Genomic DNA, 17,761 nt, shown 5'->3' on the forward strand with positions numbered 1-17,761 from the left:
CCATGATTGAAGTCAAGAACCTGGTCCGCACCTTCAAAACCGGTGACCGGACCATCAAGCCCGTCAATGACGTCAGTTTCGAACTCGAACAGGGCACGCTGGCCTCGATCGTCGGCAAGAGCGGCAGCGGCAAGAGCACCCTGCTCTCCCTGCTCGGCGCCCTGGACAAGCCCACGAGCGGCGATGTGGTGGTCAACGGCGTGAGCCTGGCGAGCATGCCGGACGCGAAGCTGACCCACTACCGGCGCCGGGACATCGGATTCGTGTTTCAGCAGTTCAACCTGATCCCGAACCTCTCGGCCGCGGACAACGTGATGCTGCCGATGGAATTTGCCGGATTACGCAGGGGTGCCCGGCTGGAGCGTGCCCGGCAACTGCTCGAACAGGTCCAGCTGGACCCGGACAAGCACGTGCGGCGCATCAACCGGCTCTCCGGCGGCGAGCAGCAGCGGGTGGCGATTGCCCGGGCACTGGCCAACGAGCCCAAGCTGATCCTGGCCGATGAGCCCACCGGCAACCTGGACGAGCAGACCGGCGATCACATCATCGAACTGCTCAGCGCGCTCAGCAGGGACCACAACACCACCATCCTCGTGGTCACCCATGACCGTGCCCTGGCGCAGAAGACCGACCGGCGCTTCCGGCTCCAGCAGGGGCGGCTGACGGAGGAAACAGCCAGGGCGGCTGCGGGCGCACGCGCGTAGCCGCGGCGGCCGGGGCAGCACGGCTGCCCCTTCAGGAGCTGCGGGCGGCTCTCTATTTCGATCCTCCCGCAGCTCCTGCCCCCAAAACCCCAACCCTCCCGCAGCTCAGTGAGAGGATGGCTGCATGACTGCCCCCATCGCCAAGCCGTGGCTCTTCAGCCAGACCGACCAGGATCCCCGCACCGCCACCGGCGCCCGGCTCCGCTGGGGGGTCATCGCGACCGGCGGCATCGCTGCCGCCGTCACCCGCGACCTTGAACTCCTGGCGGACGCCGAACTCTATGCCGTCAGCTCCAGAACCCAGGCGGCGGCGGATGCGTTCGCGGCCGACTACGGCTTCGCCCGCGCCTATGGCGACCAGGATGGCGTGACCGGCTACGCCCGGCTGCTCGCCAACGACGCCGTCGACGTCGTCTACGTCGCCACGCCACACGCGCACCACTACGAAATCGCCCTCGCCGCCCTCAAGGCAGGCAAGCACGTGCTGTGCGAGAAGGCCCTGACCGTCAACGCACGGGAGGCAACGGAACTTGTTTCCGCCGCCCGGGACAACGGACTGTTCCTGATGGAGGCGATGTGGAGCCGCTTCCTCCCGAGCATGCAGCGGGCTTTCGAGATCGCCGCCTCGGGCGAAATCGGCGACGTCAAATGGATTGGCGCGGATCTAGGCTTCCCGGCCCCCTACTCCCCTACCTCACGGCTCTGGGCGCCGAGGGACGGCGGCGGCGCCCTGCTGGACCTGACCGTCTACCCGCTGCTCTGGGCCCTGGGCACCCTGGGATTTCCCCAGACAGTCAGCGCGACCGGCTGGCTCAACGACGACGGCGTGGACGCCCAGAACGCCCTGACCCTGGGTTACCACCATGGCGCCCAGGCCCAACTGACCTCGTCGTTGCTGGCCCACGGACCGCGCACGGCGACCGTCGCGGGCAACAAGGGTTTCCTGCAGGCCTCTGGCTCCATCAACAACCCCAAGGAGCTACTGGTCAGGATCGGCTTCGACGAGCCCCGCAGCGAGCAGTTCACGGTGGTCGGACGCGGCTACAGCTATGAGCTCCGCGAGGTGACGCGGTGCATCCAGCAGGGACTGACCGAGAGCCCGGTCATGCCGCTGGAGGACTCCCTGGACACCATGCGGCTCTTTGACGGGGTACGCGCGCAACTTGGAGTGACCTACCCGAACGACGCCCCCTGACCACCTCCCTCGGGCCCTAGAACAGCGGGTACTGAATGGTCTCGGAATGCGTACGGTTTCCGCCCTTCTCTGGACTCGCCTGTTGGGGGCGACTTACCCTGTAGGCAACTGTCCAGTCGTCCGGGAGTGGGGGTGCGCATGGATCCTGCAGTGTCGCCCTCCCGTGCGGACCGCAACCTCCGCCCTCTGCGGCGTGTCCTGTTAACTGCCGTCGCCGGCGCCGCGTGGTTGACGCTTTCCTGCACTGCCGCCCAAGCGGATGACGGCTGTCCCGGCCAGGGACCGGCCGACGACGGCGAGTTGTCAGCGCCCGCCGGCTGCGCCGATGACGACTTCCCCGTCCCCGTCCCCGCCCTCGACGGCGCCCAGGCGGTCCTCGACGCCGGGCCGGCTCCGGCGGCCACGTGGGCGGCTGGCGCCGTTCCGTCCCTTGCTCCTTCGGCCAGTGACCGCGACACAGCCCACCCCGCCGACGAACCCGTGGCAAATGAGCCCGCCGATGCTGCCCAGGTTGCCGTGGACCCTGCCGTTCAGGGTCCGGACGCGCGGCCGCCTGCCACTGATCCTGCGCCCCCTGTCTCCGCTCCGGCGGCATCCGATACACCGCTGCCCGCCGCAGAGGCCACTCCGCCCGCAGCCGGACCGGTAGCGGAGCCTGCCGTGCCCGTTGGGGACCCGGCTGCTGCCGACCAGGGTGTCCCGGCGCCCGACCCGGCTGTTCCCGGTCCGGATGTTCCAGTGGTCGATCCCGTTCCCGATCCGGCCGTTCCCGTCCCCACCGCGCCGCCCCCGGGCGACCCCGCGGCACCGGGCGCCGGAACACCGGACACCACACCGCCGCCGGACACGGGCGCGGTCCAGCCGGTGGTGGTCCCCCCGGTTCCGCATCCGTCTGCACCGCTGCCCGGTGACCCCGCCGCACCGTTACCGGACAGCCCGGGGGCAGTTCCACCGGACGACGCCACACCGGTACCGGCAGCAAACCCAGCCAAGCCAACCGACAGCGGTAAGACAAGGCCGGCGGAACCGGCGACACCCGCTGCCGCCCGTGTGCAGCCCGCCGGTGCTGAGGCGGAGCGTACTCAGACAGCTGGTCCCGCAGTGGCCAGCACGTTCGGGGCCAACGCTTCCCCTGCTGCCCGGATTCTCTATGCCAGACTCCCGGGGGCGGAAGCCGCCGCGCCCTCCGCCCGGGCTGCCGCCGTCCCACCAGCGCAACTCCCTGCCGGCACGCCCGAACCGCCGCCCGCGCCCGCCGCCCCTGGTCCAAGTCCCTGGCACGGCGGCACAGGCCTGCCCGCACCGGACGCGTTCCCGAGCGCTCCGGGCTCCGGGTCCGGCAGCGGGCACTCGGGCAACGGTCCTGCCGGGACTGCCGCGTGGGTGCCGTACCTGCATTTCATCGTCCCCGCAGGTGGGGCCGACCGTATCGGCGGTCCGCTTCTGCCCGAGTACAACGCCATTTGCGCTGACCCCGGTTCTTCTCCTGACTAGTCGGGCCGTCTCTGCCTCCACAGAGCACTGCCCGTCGGGCTGCCTCGGCCGCCCGTTACCAGTCACCCAGGAGATCTCCCCATGGCCTCGACCGTCCGCCGCCGGGTTTCCGGCACCCCAAATGACAACGCGCTGATTCCTTCAGCATCACCAGTTCCAACCCCACCACCAGCAACCTGGTCACCCTCTGCGCCGGAGTGCAAGGGACGGCTCGTCCTCGCTCGGCCGGAGCGTTCCGGTGCCCGTCCGCGCCCCGGTTGCGGGCCCAGGCCGCCGTAAGGCATGCCACCGCTCCCGTCGAGGTCCTGCCACCGCCGGAGCGAGGCCGTTGGGTCCGCTGGGGGACCGAACGGCCCGCGCTCGCTGAGTCGGAGGGTCCCTGAGGAGGAGTGGCAAACACTGCGGTCCGTCTGCACGTTTGTCACGTCCGGCAATGGTCGGACGTGACAGCGTGCAGGTTACCGGCCCGTATCATTCTTTAGGTGGGCTACCTTGGCGCACAGAAATGGAATACGGGGACATCGTGGACAGTTCGCCCGGCAGTATCACGGAGCAGCCCTTGGGCGGCCGCTATCAGCTCGGTGAAGTGATCGGCCGTGGCGGCATGGCTTCGGTCTACACTGCCAAGGATCTGAACCTGGGCCGGGACGTCGCGCTCAAACTTTTCGCGCCGCAGTCGGCCGATCCTGACGAACTCCGCCGTCAGGAGGCCGAGATCGAACTGCTGTCCACCCTGAACCATCCCGGACTCGTGACACTGTTCGATGCCGGGATAGACACCCGGATTGCCGATGAACCGCGGCCCTTCTTGACCATGGAACTGGTAGACGGCCAGGACCTGCGCACGCGGATCCGCCACAGCCCGCTGTCCCTGGGTGAGGTGGCCGTCGTCGGCGCGGGGATCGCCGATGCCCTCGCCTATGTCCATGCGCTCGGAATCATCCACCGGGACGTCAAACCCGCCAACATCCTGCTTATTCCGGTCCGGCCCGGCGAGCCGCTCCGGCCCAAGCTCACTGACTTTGGAATCGCCCGGATCATCGATGGCACCCGCCTCACCGCAACCGGCACCATGGTGGGCACCGCCGCCTACCTCAGCCCCGAACAGGCCCGCGGCGAAGACCTCGGCCCCTCGAGTGACGTCTATTCCCTCGGCCTGGTCCTGCTCGAATGCCTTAAAGGTGAGGTGGAGTATCCCGGGAGCGCAGTGGAGTCCGCCGTTGCCCGGTTGCACCGCGATCCCGACATCCCGGACGCCGTCCCGGACGAATGGGCCCGGCTCCTGCGTGCCATGACCGCGCCCAGCCCCCTGGACCGGCCCGCGGCGGCCGACGTCGAGGCCGCACTGCGCCACGCCCTGATATCGCCCGAATCCCTCCCCGGCCCCGTGACCGAGGCGCACACCCGCGTGCTTCCTGCCCCGGTGGTTCCAACGGCCCTCTCTGCCGCAGTCACCGCGCCTGCCCGGCCGGCCAGACCCCCGAGGATCCCCGGCGCCGGCTCGGGCTCCCGTCATCGGCCGGGAACGCCGGCCGCGCGGGTCCGGGATCCGGACGACCGGAGCCGCGCCTTCCGCCGCCCGTCGGTGTCCAGGGCGATCGCCTGGTTCCGGCAGGCCAGCGTACGGACCCGCCTCGCCGTGGTGCTCACCGCGCTGACCGTCCTCACAGGGGCTGCCGCCCTCGGCGTCGCCGTCGCCGTGCCCGCAGCCCCCGCCGCCGTCGTCCCCTACCCCACCGTCACCGGGCAGCTCGGCGAGCACCTGAAGGAACTCCAGAAGAGCGTGGAACCGTGAGGGCCGCCCGCGTCGACGGCACCGCCACGGCCGGCTTCGGCGTCCGGTTTCCGGCGTGGGGGCTGGCGGCCGCCCTGCTCGCCGGCAGCTTGGCCGGTTGTAGTTCCCCGCCACCCGAGCTTGACCGCGATACGGCCAAACAGCTGCAGTCCCAAGTCCTGGCCGTCAGCGAGGCCGCTGCCGCAAAAGACCCCGCGGGCTGCCTGAAGCTACTCGACGAGCTGCAGGCACGCTTGGACGCCGCCGCCACAAGCGGCCAGGTGTCCTTCAAACGCCACCAGGGCATCAAGTCCTCGATCGACGCCGTACGGGCGGACCTTGCCGCACAGAAGGCGGCAGCCGAGACTGCCCGCGTCGCGGCGGAAAAGGCGGCCGCCGAAAAAGCGGCTGCCCAGGCAGCTGCCCAGGCGGCGGCGAAAGCGGCCGCGGCCAAGGCAGCCGCCCCCGCCCCGGCAGCACCCGCCGTCGTCATTCCCGCGCCGGCGAAAGCTTCGGCCGCCGGCAAAGCCAAGGGAAAGGACAAAGGTAAGGGCAAGGGCAAGGGTTGAGCACGCGCGTCGGGGAGGACCCCGAAGGGCCCTCCCCGACTTCCTGCTCGTGTTCGTCCCGGCGCTACCCCTCGGGCGCCTAGTGCCGGACGGCGGCGCCGTGCCGGATGGCGGGCCCCGCCGCTTAGGCGCCCGTGGCGGGGAACCGTTCCCAGGCCCGATGCGCAGCCAGGAGCCCGGTCAGTTGTGCCACGATGTCCTCCGCGCGGTCGCCCCTGGCGATTCCGGCGGCGTCCTGTGGGATGCTTGCCGCGTCCAGGCACGTGAGGGCGTCACCGCAGCCGCCAATCGCCTTGCCATGGCGGAACATCTCCGAGAGCATGAGCACCACCCGCGGATCGAGGGCGGCGCCGGGCTCCCCGGCCTTTGCATCGCGCCCCTGCTCGGCGTCTTTGGCCGGCGCGCCCGAGCCGGCGATGAGCACGGCGTCGAACTCGGTCGAGCGTGCCGTGACGTACGTGCGCTGCACCGGAATCGCCTTGCCCTCCTCGCCCAACATTCCCCCGGCCGGGGCAATCACCAAGGGCACGATGCCGGCGTCGTCCAGCGCTGTCCTGGCGGCCCGCACGAGGTCCAGGTCGCTGCCCTCGTCCGCGATGATGCCCACCACCCGCCCGGCCACCGGCCAGGTGCCGCCGACCTGGGACAGGGCCGGGCTGGGCGCGGCATCCGGCACCTCCGCAGTGGCGGCCGGTGCCGGCAGGCCGAGACCGGCCGCCACGGCGGCGCAGAGACCGGCGTCGATGTTGGCCAGTGCGGCCAGCTGCCGCTCGCGGATGCTCTGTTCGTAGCATTTGCCCAGTTCAAACGTGTATGCCTGGATCACGTGGTCCTGCTCCACCGGTGTCAGACTCCGGAAGAAGAGCCGCGCCTGGCTGTAGTGGTCATCGAACGACGCCGGCGATTTGCGTTCCTTCACCGCGGCGGCCAGTTCCTCGGGCACCTCGACGAATGCGCCGACGTCGGCCCCGGCCAGGAAAGGGCAGCCGCCGTCGAGCGAATTCGGATGGTACGGCGCCACTCCCCCGTGGACGGCCGTCTGGTGCATGCCGTCCCGCAGCGCGTCGTTGACGGGCGCCTGCGGCCGGTTGATCGGCAGCTGGCCAAAGTTGGGCCCGCCCAGCCGGCTGATCTGGGTGTCAATGTAGGAGAAGAGGCGGACCTGGAGGAGCGGATCGTTGGTGACGTCGATGCCCGGAACCAGGTGCCCGGGGTGGAAGGCCACCTGCTCGGTTTCGGCGAAGAAGTTCACCGGGTTGGCGGTCAGCGTCATGAGGCCGATCGGCTGCACGGGGGCCAGTTCCTCGGGGACGAACTTTGTGGGATCCAGCAGATCGATCCCCTCGAAGAACTCCTCCTCGGTGTCCGGAAAGACCTGCACGCCTAGCTCCCACTGCGGGAAGGCCCCGGCTTCGATGGCGTCGGCCAGGTCCCGGCGGTGGAAGTCCGGGTCCATGCCGTTGATCAGCTGGGCCTCCTCCCAGACCAGCGAGTGGACGCCCTGCTTCGGCTTCCAGTGGAACTTGATCAGCGATGTGGCGCCCTCGGCGTTCACCAGCCGGAAGGTGTGCACGCCGAAGCCCTCCATGGTGCGGTAGGAACGGGGCAGCCCTCGGTCGGACATGTTCCACATGGTGTGGGCCTGGGCCTCGGTGTGCAGGGAGACAAAGTCCCAGAACGTGTCGTGGGCGCTCTGGGCCTGCGGTATTTCGCGGTCCGGGTGCGGTTTCGCGGCATGGACGATGTCCGGGAACTTGATGCCGTCCTGGATGAAGAAGACCGGGATGTTGTTGCCTACCAGATCAAAGGTGCCTTCGTCGGTGTAGAACTTGGTGGCGAAGCCGCGCGTGTCCCGGACGGTGTCCGCAGAGCCGCGCGAGCCCAGCACAGTGGAAAACCGCACGAACACGGGCGTCTCGACGTCCCTGGCCAGGAAGCCCGCCCGTGTGATGTTCTCCGCCGTACCGTAGGAGCGGAAAGTGCCGTGCGCCCCGGCGCCGCGGGCGTGGACCACGCGCTCCGGGATGCGTTCGTGGTCGAAATGGGTGATCTTCTCCCGCAGGTGGTGGTCCTGCAGGAGCACCGGGCCCCGCCGGCCGGCCTTCAGCGAGTGGTCCGTGTCCGAGAGGCGCAGGCCCTGGGCGGTTGTGAGGTGGGCCCCGGACTGGGCGCGCGAGGTCTCGGGCGCCCCGGTCGGCGAGCCCGTGGGCGAGACCGCCTCCGGTCCCTGCTGGTCCGGCTTCGGCGGAAGTGGGTCATGAGGCGCGGTGGGTTCCCCCACAGAAACCGGCGCCGTTGTCGGGGCGCCGGGGATGATGATGTCGCGTTCAGATGTCATGCGGTGACTCCTCATGGTTGTACAGCCTTGGCCACGCCGGCCCCCGGGTCAGCCGCAGGAGGCGGCGGACGGTCCGAAAAACACTAAGCGTACTTAGCACCCTAGTGAGGGGCGCCGTCGTCCACAACCGCCCGGGTACGCGAGTCGCCCGCCCCCGGCTTCTTCGTCAGCAAACTTACTGATTGCCGGAATCCGCGTTAGCGTGGACGTGTGGTGTGAGCCGCTACGACCATCAGAACCGCGGGCCCCGGTCCGCCAACTGCAGGAGTGATGTACGCATGGCAACTGTCCAGGAATCCATTGAAGTCGACGTCCCGCTAAGCCAGGCCTACAACCAGTGGACCCAGTTCGAGGACTTCCCGCAATTCATGAGCGGGGTCGATTCCGTCACTCAACTCGACGAAACCACCGTCCATTTCAAGACCAGCATCGGCGGCGTGAAACGGGAATATGACGCCCGGATCACCGCCCAGGAACCGGACCGGCTGGTCTCCTGGGCAAGCCTCGACGAGCCCAGCAACTCCGGCATTGTCCGGTTCGAACCGGGTAGCACCGGCGCAACGAGGGTCAGCGTCGAGCTCAGCTGGCATCCGGAGACGGCGGCCGAGAAACTCGGCGCCGCAGTGGGCCTCGATTCCAGGCAGGTTGCCTCGGACCTGAAGAAATTCAAGACGTTCATTGAGGAGCGCAGCGCCGTCACCGGCGCCTGGCGCGGAACGGTGGCGGGCGGCGGTACGGTCCAGGGCGGCGGCACAGCGAACGACGGCGGCCCCGTGGCCGGCGCCGGCGGGATGGGCACAACTGGCGCCGCCGGGGTGGGCGCCGCCGCTGGCGCCGTCAGTTCCGACGCGGCAACGGCGGTGCCGCTGGAAGAGGAAGTGGACTACGGCGAGGTGCCGACCTTCCAGCACGTTGACGCCGACCCCGACCTCGCACCCGAGTCGCCGTTCAAGCCGGACAGCGACCGCTAAACCCGGGGCACTGCACCGGCAAATACAGCGCCGGCAAACGCCGGGCCAGTGAACGCACAACGCCCCGCCTCCCATTGGGAGGCGGGGCGTTGTGGTGTCCGGCCGGGAGGCCTCTGGCGCTACTTAGCCAGTGTCGCGAGGACCTCGCTGAACGTCGCCGAGGGGCGCATGACGGCGGAGGCCTTGGCCTCGTCCGGGCGGTAGTAGCCGCCAAGATCCACCGGGGAGCCCTGCACGGCCAGCAGTTCACCGGTGATGGTGTCCTCGTTGGAGTTCAGCGCGTCCGAAACGGCGGTGAACGCCGCGGCGAGCTCGGCGTCGTCGTTCTGGCGGGCCAGTTCCTGGGCCCAGAACTTGGCCAGGTAGAAGTGGCTGCCCCGGTTGTCCAGCTCGCCGGCCTTGCGCTTCGGGGACTTGTCCTCGAGCAGGAAGGTGCCGGTGGCGCGGTCCAGGGTGTCGGCCAGGACCTGGGCGCGGGCGTTGCCCGTGCTCGTGGCGAGGTGCTCGAAGCTGACGGCCAGGGCGAGGAATTCGCCCAGGCTGTCCCAGCGCAGGTGGTTTTCGCTCAGCAGCTGCTGGACGTGCTTCGGGGCGGAGCCGCCGGCGCCGGTCTCGAACAGGCCGCCGCCGTTGATCAGGGGAACCACGGAGAGCATCTTGGCGCTGGTGCCCAGTTCCAGGATCGGGAACAGGTCCGTGAGGTAGTCGCGGAGCACGTTGCCGGTCACCGAGATGGTGTCCTCGCCCTTGCGGAGGCGTTCGATCGTGAAGGCCGTGGCCTTCTCCGGGGACATGATGGCGATTTCCAGGCCGTCGGTGTCGTGGTCCTTGAGGTATTCCTCCACCTTGGCGATCATCCGGGCGTCGTGGGCGCGGCCCTTGTCCAGCCAGAAGATGGCGGGCGTGGCGGAGGCGCGGGCGCGGGTGACGGCCAGCTTGACCCAGTCGCGGATCGGCACGTCCTTGGTCTGGCAGGCGCGCCAGATATCGCCTGGGGCGACCTGGTGCTCGATCAGCACGGTGCCGGCGTCGTCGACGATCTGGACGGTGCCGGCGGACTGGATCTCGAACGTCTTGTCGTGGCTGCCGTATTCCTCGGCGGCCTGGGCCATGAGGCCGACGTTCGGGACGGTTCCCATGGTGGTGGGATCGAAGGCGCCGTGGGCGCGGCAGTCGTCGATGACCACCTGGTAGATGCCGGCGTAGCTGCTGTCCGGGAGGACTGCGAGCGTGTCGGCTTCCTGGCCGTCGCGGCCCCACATGTGGCCGGAGCTGCGGATCATGGCCGGCATCGAGGCGTCGACGATCACGTCGGAGGGCACGTGCAGATTGGTGATGCCCTTGTCGGAATCGACCATGGCGAGTTCGGGGCCCTCGTTCAGGCCCTTTTCGATGGCGGTCTGCACGTCGCCGCGGATCTCCTCGGGGAGGTCCTCGAGGCCGTTGAGGATGGAGGCAAGGCCGTTGTTGGGGCTCAGGCCGGCGGCGGCGAGCTGCTCGCCGTAGGTGGCGAAGAGGTCCGCGAAATAGGCCTTGACGACGTGGCCGAAGATGATGGGGTCCGAGACCTTCATCATGGTGGCCTTCAGGTGGGCGGAGAACAGCACGCCCTCTTCCTTGGCGCGGGCAACCTGGGCGGCCAGGAACGCGTCCAGGGCGGCTGCGCGCATCACGGTGCCGTCGATGACCTCGCCGGCCAGGACGGGGAAGGCCCGCTTGAGGACCTTGACCGTGCCGTCTTCCTTGACGAGCTGGATCTTGAGGTTGGTGTCGGCGTCGATCACCACCGACTTCTCGTTGGAGCGGAAGTCGTCGGCCTCCATGTGGGCCACGTTGGTCTTGGACTCCGGGGTCCACGCACCCATGCTGTGCGGGTTTTGGCGGGCGTAGTTCTTGACCGAAAGCGGTGCGCGGCGGTCCGAGTTGCCTTCACGCAGGACCGGGTTCACGGCGGAGCCCTTGATCTTGTCGTAGCGCGACCGGATGTCCGTTTCCTCGTCCGAGGAGGGGTTGTCCGGGTAGTCCGGGAGAGCGTAGCCGTGGCCCTGGAGTTCAGCGATTGCCGCCTTCAACTGGGGCACGGAGGCGCTGATGTTGGGCAGCTTGATGATGTTGGCTTCGGGCGTCTTGGCGAGGGCGCCAAGTTCGGCCAGCGCATCGCCGACGCGCTGCTCTTCGGTGAGGAAGTCGCCAAATGCGGCGATGATGCGGCCGGCCAGCGAGATGTCGCGGGTCTCCACTTCCACACCGGCCGTCGAGGCAAACGCCTCAATGATCGGCAAGAACGAATAGGTGGCCAGCATCGGCGCTTCGTCGGTGTGGGTATAGATAATCTTTGCCATTGCTCGGGCGTCTCCCTGAAGGTCTGGGTATTTCCGGAATCTTGTGTTATCTCAACACCCCTAACTTACCCGAGGTGGCCTCGATGGCGCCTACCGGCGTCGGGCTTGCACGGATGCATGACGCAGTAACGCGGCATAACAAGAATTGACAAACGACTTTACAGAACCGTCAACCTGCCGTAGCTTCATTCCATCCAACGGCCGCCAACGGCGGCCGCCCAAATTTCCCACCGGTTAGGACACCCATGAGAACACCCAAGACTCTGGCCGCCAGCCTGCTCACCCTTTCGGCGGCAGCGCTGCTGGCTCTGAGCACCACGGGGGCGGCCACCGCCTCCCCCGGCCCCGCCAGGGCACCGTTATCCGCCGCCAACGTCGCAAGCCACACCGTCACCGAAACGGGCGCGGCCGACTACTGGACCTCGGAGCGCATGCGCAACGCCGTCCCGGGTGATGTCCTGGCGGCCAAGGCGATGGCCCGGGCCGGCAAGTCCTCGAAGTCCGGGACGGCGCTGCTGGAGGGCGCCGCCCCGAACACGGTCGAGGCGACCGCGCCGACGCAGCGGCCCCAGGCCCAGCCCTCGACCCAGTCCCCGGCGATCCAGACGAAGGCGAATGCGAGCGAGTCCCCCGTCCCGCATATCGGCAAGGTGTTCTTCACCCTCGGCGGGACCAACTATGTCTGCTCCGGCAACTCGGTCTCCTCCGGCAACAGGAGCACCGTCTCGACTGCCGGGCATTGCGTCAACGAGGGCCCTGGCGCCTTCGCCACCAAGTTCACGTTTGTTCCGGCTTACCTCAACGGCGCGGCCCCCTACGGCAAGTGGACGGCCAAGGCCCTGTACACCACCACACAGTGGAGCTCCGCGGGGGACATGACCTATGACACCGGCTTCGCCGTGATGTCCACGCTCAACGGCCAGTACCTGAGCGACGTCGTCGGCGGATCCGGGGTGCAGTTCAACGCCGCCCGCGGCCTGAGCTACAAGTCGTTCGGCTACCCTGCCGCTGCGCCCTTCAACGGCGAGTCCCTCAAGAGCTGTTCCGGCACCGCAACCAACGACCCCTACAACCCGCAGTTCAGCACCCAAGGCATCCCGTGCAACATGACCGGCGGATCCTCGGGCGGCCCGTGGTTTATCGGCACCAGCTCCTCCGGGTACCAGAACTCGATCAACAGCTACGGTTACGGCAGCAACTCCACCAAGATGTACGGCCCTTACTGGGGCAGCGTCATCCAGCAGGCCTACACCGCGGCGGCCGCTTCCTAGCCTGCCCGATTCCGGGCCTGGCCGGCGGACATGTCCCTGGAGGCACGTCCGCCGGCCAGCGCCCGGCACGAACGATGAGCATGTTCCTCGAGCCAACGCTGCTTGCCTGGCCTAACCACTGCTCGCTGGACATGCCCTCCGTCAACGCCGAAGCCCGGACATATCCCCCATATGTCCAGGCTTTGGCCTGAAGAATGGACATGTCCCCCAGCCGCGTCCGTCTGCCCATCCGGCGGCTCAAGGAATGGACATGTCCCCCAGCCACGTCCGTCTGCCCATCCTGCAGCGCGAAGAATGGGCATGTCCCCCGAGCTACCGCCGCCGGCCTGAAGATAGGCAACAGGTCCCGGACACGCCCTCCCCTCATACCAAGGCCTGGACATATTCCCCATATGTCCAGGCCTAGATCTGAAGAATGGGCATGTCCCCCAGCCGCGTCCGTCTGCCCATCCTGCAGCGCGAAGAATGAGCATGTCCCCCGAGCTACCGCCGCCGGCCTGAAGGTAGGCAACAGGTCCCGGACATGCCCTCCCCTCACACCAAGGCCCGGACATATTCCCTTATGCCCAGGCCTAGATCTGAAGAATGGGCATGTCCCCCGGCGAGGGTCCGGCAGCGCATCCTGCAGCGCGAAAAACGAGCATCTCCCCCCGCACCGGCCCAGCAGCACCACCACGGACTAGCATGTCCCCGCGCCGGGCCGCCCGTGGTGCCCCGCGGAAACAAAGAATGGACATGTCCCCCGGCAAGGGCGGACATGTCCATTCGTTGTGGGGCTCTGCGGTGCTTCCACGGCACCGCCCGGCAGGCCGAGGAGGAACCTAGTGGAAGAAGTGGCGCGCTCCGGTGAAGTACATCGTGATGCCGGCGGCGTTGGCCGCGGCGATGACTTCCTCGTCCCGGACCGAACCGCCGGGCTGGACGACGGCACGGACACCGGCGTCGACCAGGATCTGGAGTCCGTCGGCGAACGGGAAGAACGCGTCCGACGCCGCGACGGCGCCCCGGGCCCGCTCCGGCGAACCAGCCGAGTCCGCGTTCGAGGCGCCACCGGCACCGTCGACGTCGGACTCCACGGTGACGCCGAGGGTATTGGCGCGTTCGACGGCGAGTTTGCAGGAATCGAGCCGGTTGACCTGGCCCATGCCGATGCCGACCGCGGCGCCGTTGTCCGCGAGCAGGATGGCGTTGGACTTGGCCGCACGGCAGGCGGTCCAGGCGAACGCGAGGTCCGCCAGGGTGGCGGCGTCGGCGGCGTCGCCCGCGGCGAGGGTCCAGTTGGCGGGGTTGTCGCCGTCGGCGTCGACCTTGTCCGTCGCCTGTACCAGCATGCCGCCGGAGACCTGGCGGAACTCAGTCGGGTAGCGGCCGTACCCGTCGGGCAGGGCCAGGAGGCGGATGTTCTTCTTCTTGGACAGGATCTCCACGGCCTCGTCCTCGAAGCCCGGCGCGATGACGACCTCCGTGAAGATCCCCGCGACGGTGCGCGCCATGCCGGCGGTCACGGTACGGTTCGCGGCGATGACGCCGCCGAACGCGGACACCGGATCGCAGGCGTGGGCCTTGGCATGGGCGTCGGCGATCGGATCCGCCGCGGAGGCCGAACCCACGGCCACGCCGCACGGGTTGGCGTGCTTGATGATGGCAACGGCGGGCTCGGCGAAGTCGAAAGCGGCGCGCAGGGCGGCGTCGGCGTCGACAAAGTTGTTGTAGCTCATGGCCTTGCCGTGCAGCTGGTCGGCCTGCGCGATCCCGGCCGGGGCGGCCCGGTCCACGTAGAGCGCGGCCTGCTGGTGCGGGTTTTCGCCGTAGCGGAGCACCTCGGAGCGCTCCAGGGCCAGACCGGCGTAGGCGGGCCAGTCGATGACGCCGTCGCCGTCCTCGTCCAGGAACTGGCTGGCGGTCCAGGTGGCCACTGCGGTGTCGTAGCTGGCGGTGTGCGCGAACGCCTTGGCGGCCAGCCGGCGCCGGGCCTTCAGGTCAAAGCCGCCCGAGGCCGCTGCCGCCACGACGGAACCGTAGGACGCGGGGTCCACCACGATCGCGACGGCGGCGTGGTTCTTCGCGGCGGAGCGCACCATCGCGGGGCCGCCGATGTCGATCTGCTCGACGACGTCGTCCTGGGCGGCGCCGGACTTCACGGTCTCGACAAAGGGGTACAGGTTGACGACGACGAGGTCGAACGGCTCGATCTCCATGTCCGCCAGCGTCTGCATGTGCGCCGGGACGCGGCGGTCGGCGAGGATGCCGCCATGCACGCGCGGGTGCAGGGTCTTGACGCGGCCGTCCAGCATTTCCGGGGAGCCGGTGACTTCCTCGACTTCCTGCACGGGGATGCCCGCGGCGGCAATCTTCTTGGCCGTGGAGCCGGTGGAGACGATCTTGACGCCGGCGTCGTTCAGGCCCCGGGCGAGCTCCTCCAGACCGGTCTTGTCGTAGACCGAGATCAGTGCCCGGCGGATGGGCACTCGGTCGATGGATACACGGTCAGGCTGCGTGAAGCTCACAAAAGTCTCCGTCGTATGTGCGGCGCGGCCGCGGGTGGTGGGGATGCGGCCAGTTTATCGCGTCAGCGCTCCGGGCCCTTCCGCGCGCCGGAGTGTGAAGCCGCCGCTGCAGCTGCCCGGGCCACGTAAGGTTTTCATAGGAGGCCAAAATGAACACGTACACCACTGTGCCCAGCGGCGAACAGGTGGTCCAGGAACTGCCGTGGCGCTGGAAGGTCCAAGGCCGGATCTTCCTGATCGGCGGCCTGGGCTTCATGTTCGATGCCTGGGACGTCACCCTCAACGGCATCCTTATCCCCTTGCTGTCCAAGCACTGGTCGCTGAGCCCGGGCGATGCCGCCTGGATCGGCACGGCGAACCTGATCGGCATGGCCCTGGGTGCCTTTGTGTGGGGAACCGTTGCGGACACCATCGGGCGCAAGAAGGCCTTCACCGCGACCCTGCTGATCTTTTCGATCTTCACGGTGTTCGGCGCCTTCGCCCCCGACTTCGTCTGGTTCTGTGTGTTCCGGTTCGTGGCCGGGTTCGGCCTGGGCGGCTGCATCCCGGTGGACTATGCCCTCGTGGGCGAGTTCACCCCCCGCAGGCAGCGCGGGCGGGTCCTGACGGCGATGGACGGCTGGTGGCCGGTCGGGGCGGCCCTCTGCGGCTTCGTCTCCGCCGGACTGATTGCCGCCTTCGCCGACTGGCGCCTGACCATGCTGGTCATGGTGCTCCCGGCGCTGCTGGTCTTCTGGATCCGCCGCAGCGTGCCGGAGTCGCCCCTGTTCCTGATCCGCAAGGGCCGCCGCGACGAGGCCGCGAAGGTGATCGACAGCCTGGTCGACGCCACCGGCGCCGAGCCGCGCGCCTACAGCCTGCCCGAGGCCCAGGACGCGCCCCGGCTCTCCGCCGGCAGCGCCTGGACGCAGTTGCGCGCGCTCTGGCAGTTCGACTGGAAAATTACGACGGCGGCCTGGGCCCTGTTCTTCAGCATCCTGCTGGTGTACTACCTGTCGCTGACGTGGATGCCGCGGATCCTGATCGGCGCCGGTTTCGAGGATTACAAGGCGTTCCTCACGACGGCGTCCATGGCCGCCGTCGGGCTCCTCGGCGTGGTGGTGGCCGCCCTGCTGGTGGAGCGGGTGGGCCGCAAGTGGATCCTGGCGATCACCGGCCCGCTGTCCGCGCTGACTCTGGTCATCGTGGCGGTCGTGGTGGGCATCCCGACCGCGGCCGTGTTCTGGCTGCTGGTGTTCGGCTTCGTGGTGCAGGTGGCCATCCCGGTGCTCTATGCCTACGTTTCCGAGCTCTACCCCACGGAACTGCGCGGCTCCGGCTTCGGCTGGGCGTCGACGTTTTCCCGGCTCGGCGCCGGCTTCGGCCCGCTGATCTTCGCAGCCGTCCTGTGGCCGGAGCTGGGCCTCGCAACATCGTTCGCACTGGCCGGCGGCCTGGTGCTGCTGTCCGTGCTGTGGATGGCGTTCTTTGCCCCCGAAACCAAGCAGCGCCGGCTCGAGTAGGTGCCCCCCGCCCCGATGCGCCATCACTTGAGGCGGGTGATGCGGGGGCGTCGGCTACCCGGCTGCGGCGAGGGATGCCAGCGTGGACACCAGGAGCCGGCGCTCCACGACCTTGATGCGCTCGTGCAGGGAGTCCTCGGATTCGCCGTCCGCGATCGCCACGGCCTCCTGCGCAATGATGGGGCCGGTGTCCACCCCGGCGTCGGCCCAGTGCACCGTGCAGCCAGTGACCTTCACGCCGTAGGCCAGGGCGTCCCGGACACCGTGGGCGCCGGGGAAGGACGGCAGCAGGGCCGGGTGCGTGTTGAGGTACTTGCCGCCGAATGCGTCGATGAAGCCGGCGCTGACAATCCGCATGAAGCCCGAGGACACCACCACATCCGGGTTGAAGCCGGCCACGGTATCGGTCAGCGCGGCGTTCCAGGCGGCCCGGTTGGGGTAGGCCTTGAAGTCCACCACAAACGTGGGAATCCCGGCGGCGGCGGAGCGCTCCACCCCGTAGGTCCCCGGCCGGTCGGCGCCGACGGCGGCGATCTCGACGTCGAGGGCGCCGGACGCGACGGCGTCGATCACCGCCTGGAGATTGGAGCCGGTGCCGGAAACGAGGACAACTATGCGCATGGTCCTAGCTTATGGGGCCGCTCGCGTAGGCTGGAAAACATGAATTCCCCCACGGACTCCGGCGGCGGCGAGCCGGGCGGGCGTCCGCGCGGCGCGGCCGACAAGGCGTCCCCGCAGCTGACGCACACCCTGTTCCGGCTGTTTGTCGTCGCGGTCCTGGCCTCGTTTTTCGTCTTCCAGCTCGACGTCGGCTACCTGTGGCTGACGGCCCTCCTCACCCTGGCCGGGATTGTGCTGGGCATCCTGCTGATCATCCGGGCGGTGAAATACAAGGCGCCGCGGCTGGTCCTGTTCGGCACGCTGTCCGGGATGGTGGTCTCGGTGGTGATGCTGCTGGTCATCCTGGCCTCGTCACTGTTCTTTAACCAGATCCGCGACTACCAGCAGTGTGTCCGCCACGCCCTGACGCTGCAGGCCACTTCGGCGTGCCAGACGCAGCTTCAGAACTCCATGCCCACGCAGCTGCGCTAGTC

13 protein-coding genes are annotated in these 17,761 nt (G+C 68.7%); 9 read left to right on the forward strand and 4 right to left on the reverse strand.

The window, feature by feature from the left end:
- Positions 1 to 2: 2 nt before the first annotated feature.
- The 5 genes from ACFVVK_RS08475 to ACFVVK_RS08495 all read left to right on the forward strand — a co-directional run bounded on the left by ACFVVK_RS08475 (position 3) and on the right by ACFVVK_RS08495 (position 5,736).
- Positions 3 to 704, forward strand: a complete 702-nt coding sequence (locus tag ACFVVK_RS08475; RefSeq protein WP_390265908.1) for an ABC transporter ATP-binding protein — start codon at positions 3 to 5, stop codon at positions 702 to 704.
- Between the two features lie 124 nt (positions 705 to 828).
- Positions 829 to 1,899, forward strand: coding sequence for a Gfo/Idh/MocA family protein (locus tag ACFVVK_RS08480; RefSeq protein ID WP_390265910.1), 1,071 nt, complete (start codon positions 829 to 831; stop codon positions 1,897 to 1,899).
- A gap of 138 nt (positions 1,900 to 2,037) precedes the next feature.
- Entirely contained in the window at positions 2,038 to 3,393 is a 1,356-nt protein-coding gene (locus tag ACFVVK_RS08485; RefSeq protein WP_390265912.1) for a hypothetical protein, read from the forward strand.
- Positions 3,394 to 3,898: 505 nt separating this feature from the next.
- Complete coding sequence (locus tag ACFVVK_RS08490; protein ID WP_390265914.1) at positions 3,899 to 5,188, forward strand: serine/threonine-protein kinase; 1,290 nt, start codon at positions 3,899 to 3,901, stop codon at positions 5,186 to 5,188.
- Positions 5,185 to 5,736, forward strand: coding sequence for a mucin-associated surface protein (locus tag ACFVVK_RS08495; RefSeq protein WP_390265916.1), 552 nt, complete (start codon positions 5,185 to 5,187; stop codon positions 5,734 to 5,736). Before ACFVVK_RS08490 ends, ACFVVK_RS08495 begins: the two co-directional genes overlap by 4 nt.
- A gap of 124 nt (positions 5,737 to 5,860) precedes the next feature.
- Here ACFVVK_RS08495 and ACFVVK_RS08500 read toward each other — a convergent pair whose 3' ends face one another.
- Positions 5,861 to 8,074 carry a catalase gene (locus tag ACFVVK_RS08500; protein ID WP_390265918.1) on the reverse strand — a complete coding sequence of 738 codons (2,214 nt, stop codon included), beginning with the start codon at positions 8,072 to 8,074 and terminating at the stop codon, positions 5,861 to 5,863.
- A gap of 278 nt (positions 8,075 to 8,352) precedes the next feature.
- Here ACFVVK_RS08500 and ACFVVK_RS08505 point away from each other — a divergent pair, with 278 nt between their 5' ends.
- Positions 8,353 to 9,045 carry an SRPBCC family protein gene (locus tag ACFVVK_RS08505; RefSeq protein WP_390265920.1) on the forward strand — a complete coding sequence of 231 codons (693 nt, stop codon included), beginning with the start codon at positions 8,353 to 8,355 and terminating at the stop codon, positions 9,043 to 9,045.
- 119 nt (positions 9,046 to 9,164) lie between these two features.
- On the opposite strand, the gene ACFVVK_RS08510 is transcribed toward ACFVVK_RS08505, so the two are convergent.
- Positions 9,165 to 11,387: an NADP-dependent isocitrate dehydrogenase gene (locus ACFVVK_RS08510; protein WP_390265922.1), complete on the reverse strand. Its 2,223-nt coding sequence runs from the start codon at positions 11,385 to 11,387 to the stop codon at positions 9,165 to 9,167.
- A 245-nt stretch (positions 11,388 to 11,632) separates the two neighbouring features.
- Between ACFVVK_RS08510 and ACFVVK_RS08515 the strand changes: the two genes are divergently transcribed.
- Positions 11,633 to 12,658: a hypothetical protein gene (locus tag ACFVVK_RS08515; RefSeq protein ID WP_390265924.1), complete on the forward strand. Its 1,026-nt coding sequence runs from the start codon at positions 11,633 to 11,635 to the stop codon at positions 12,656 to 12,658.
- Positions 12,659 to 13,479: 821 nt separating this feature from the next.
- Here ACFVVK_RS08515 and purH read toward each other — a convergent pair.
- On the reverse strand, positions 13,480 to 15,165 hold the full coding sequence (gene purH / locus ACFVVK_RS08520) for a bifunctional phosphoribosylaminoimidazolecarboxamide formyltransferase/IMP cyclohydrolase (RefSeq protein WP_390265926.1): 1,686 nt from the start codon (positions 15,163 to 15,165) through the stop codon (positions 13,480 to 13,482).
- 149 nt (positions 15,166 to 15,314) lie between these two features.
- Between purH and ACFVVK_RS08525 the strand changes: the two genes are divergently transcribed.
- Entirely contained in the window at positions 15,315 to 16,667 is a 1,353-nt protein-coding gene (locus tag ACFVVK_RS08525) for an MFS transporter (protein ID WP_390265928.1), read from the forward strand.
- A 54-nt stretch (positions 16,668 to 16,721) separates the two neighbouring features.
- Here the strand turns inward: ACFVVK_RS08525 and purN are convergent, their stop codons facing one another.
- On the reverse strand, positions 16,722 to 17,288 hold the full coding sequence (gene purN, locus ACFVVK_RS08530) for a phosphoribosylglycinamide formyltransferase (RefSeq protein ID WP_390265930.1): 567 nt from the start codon (positions 17,286 to 17,288) through the stop codon (positions 16,722 to 16,724).
- Positions 17,289 to 17,327: 39 nt separating this feature from the next.
- Between purN and ACFVVK_RS08535 the strand changes: the two genes are divergently transcribed.
- Complete coding sequence (locus ACFVVK_RS08535; protein ID WP_390265932.1) at positions 17,328 to 17,759, forward strand: hypothetical protein; 432 nt, start codon at positions 17,328 to 17,330, stop codon at positions 17,757 to 17,759.
- Positions 17,760 to 17,761 lie beyond the last annotated feature (2 nt).

It is taken from the genome of Arthrobacter sp. NPDC058192 (assembly GCF_042883665.1).
Taxonomy (GTDB): domain Bacteria; phylum Actinomycetota; class Actinomycetes; order Actinomycetales; family Micrococcaceae; genus Arthrobacter.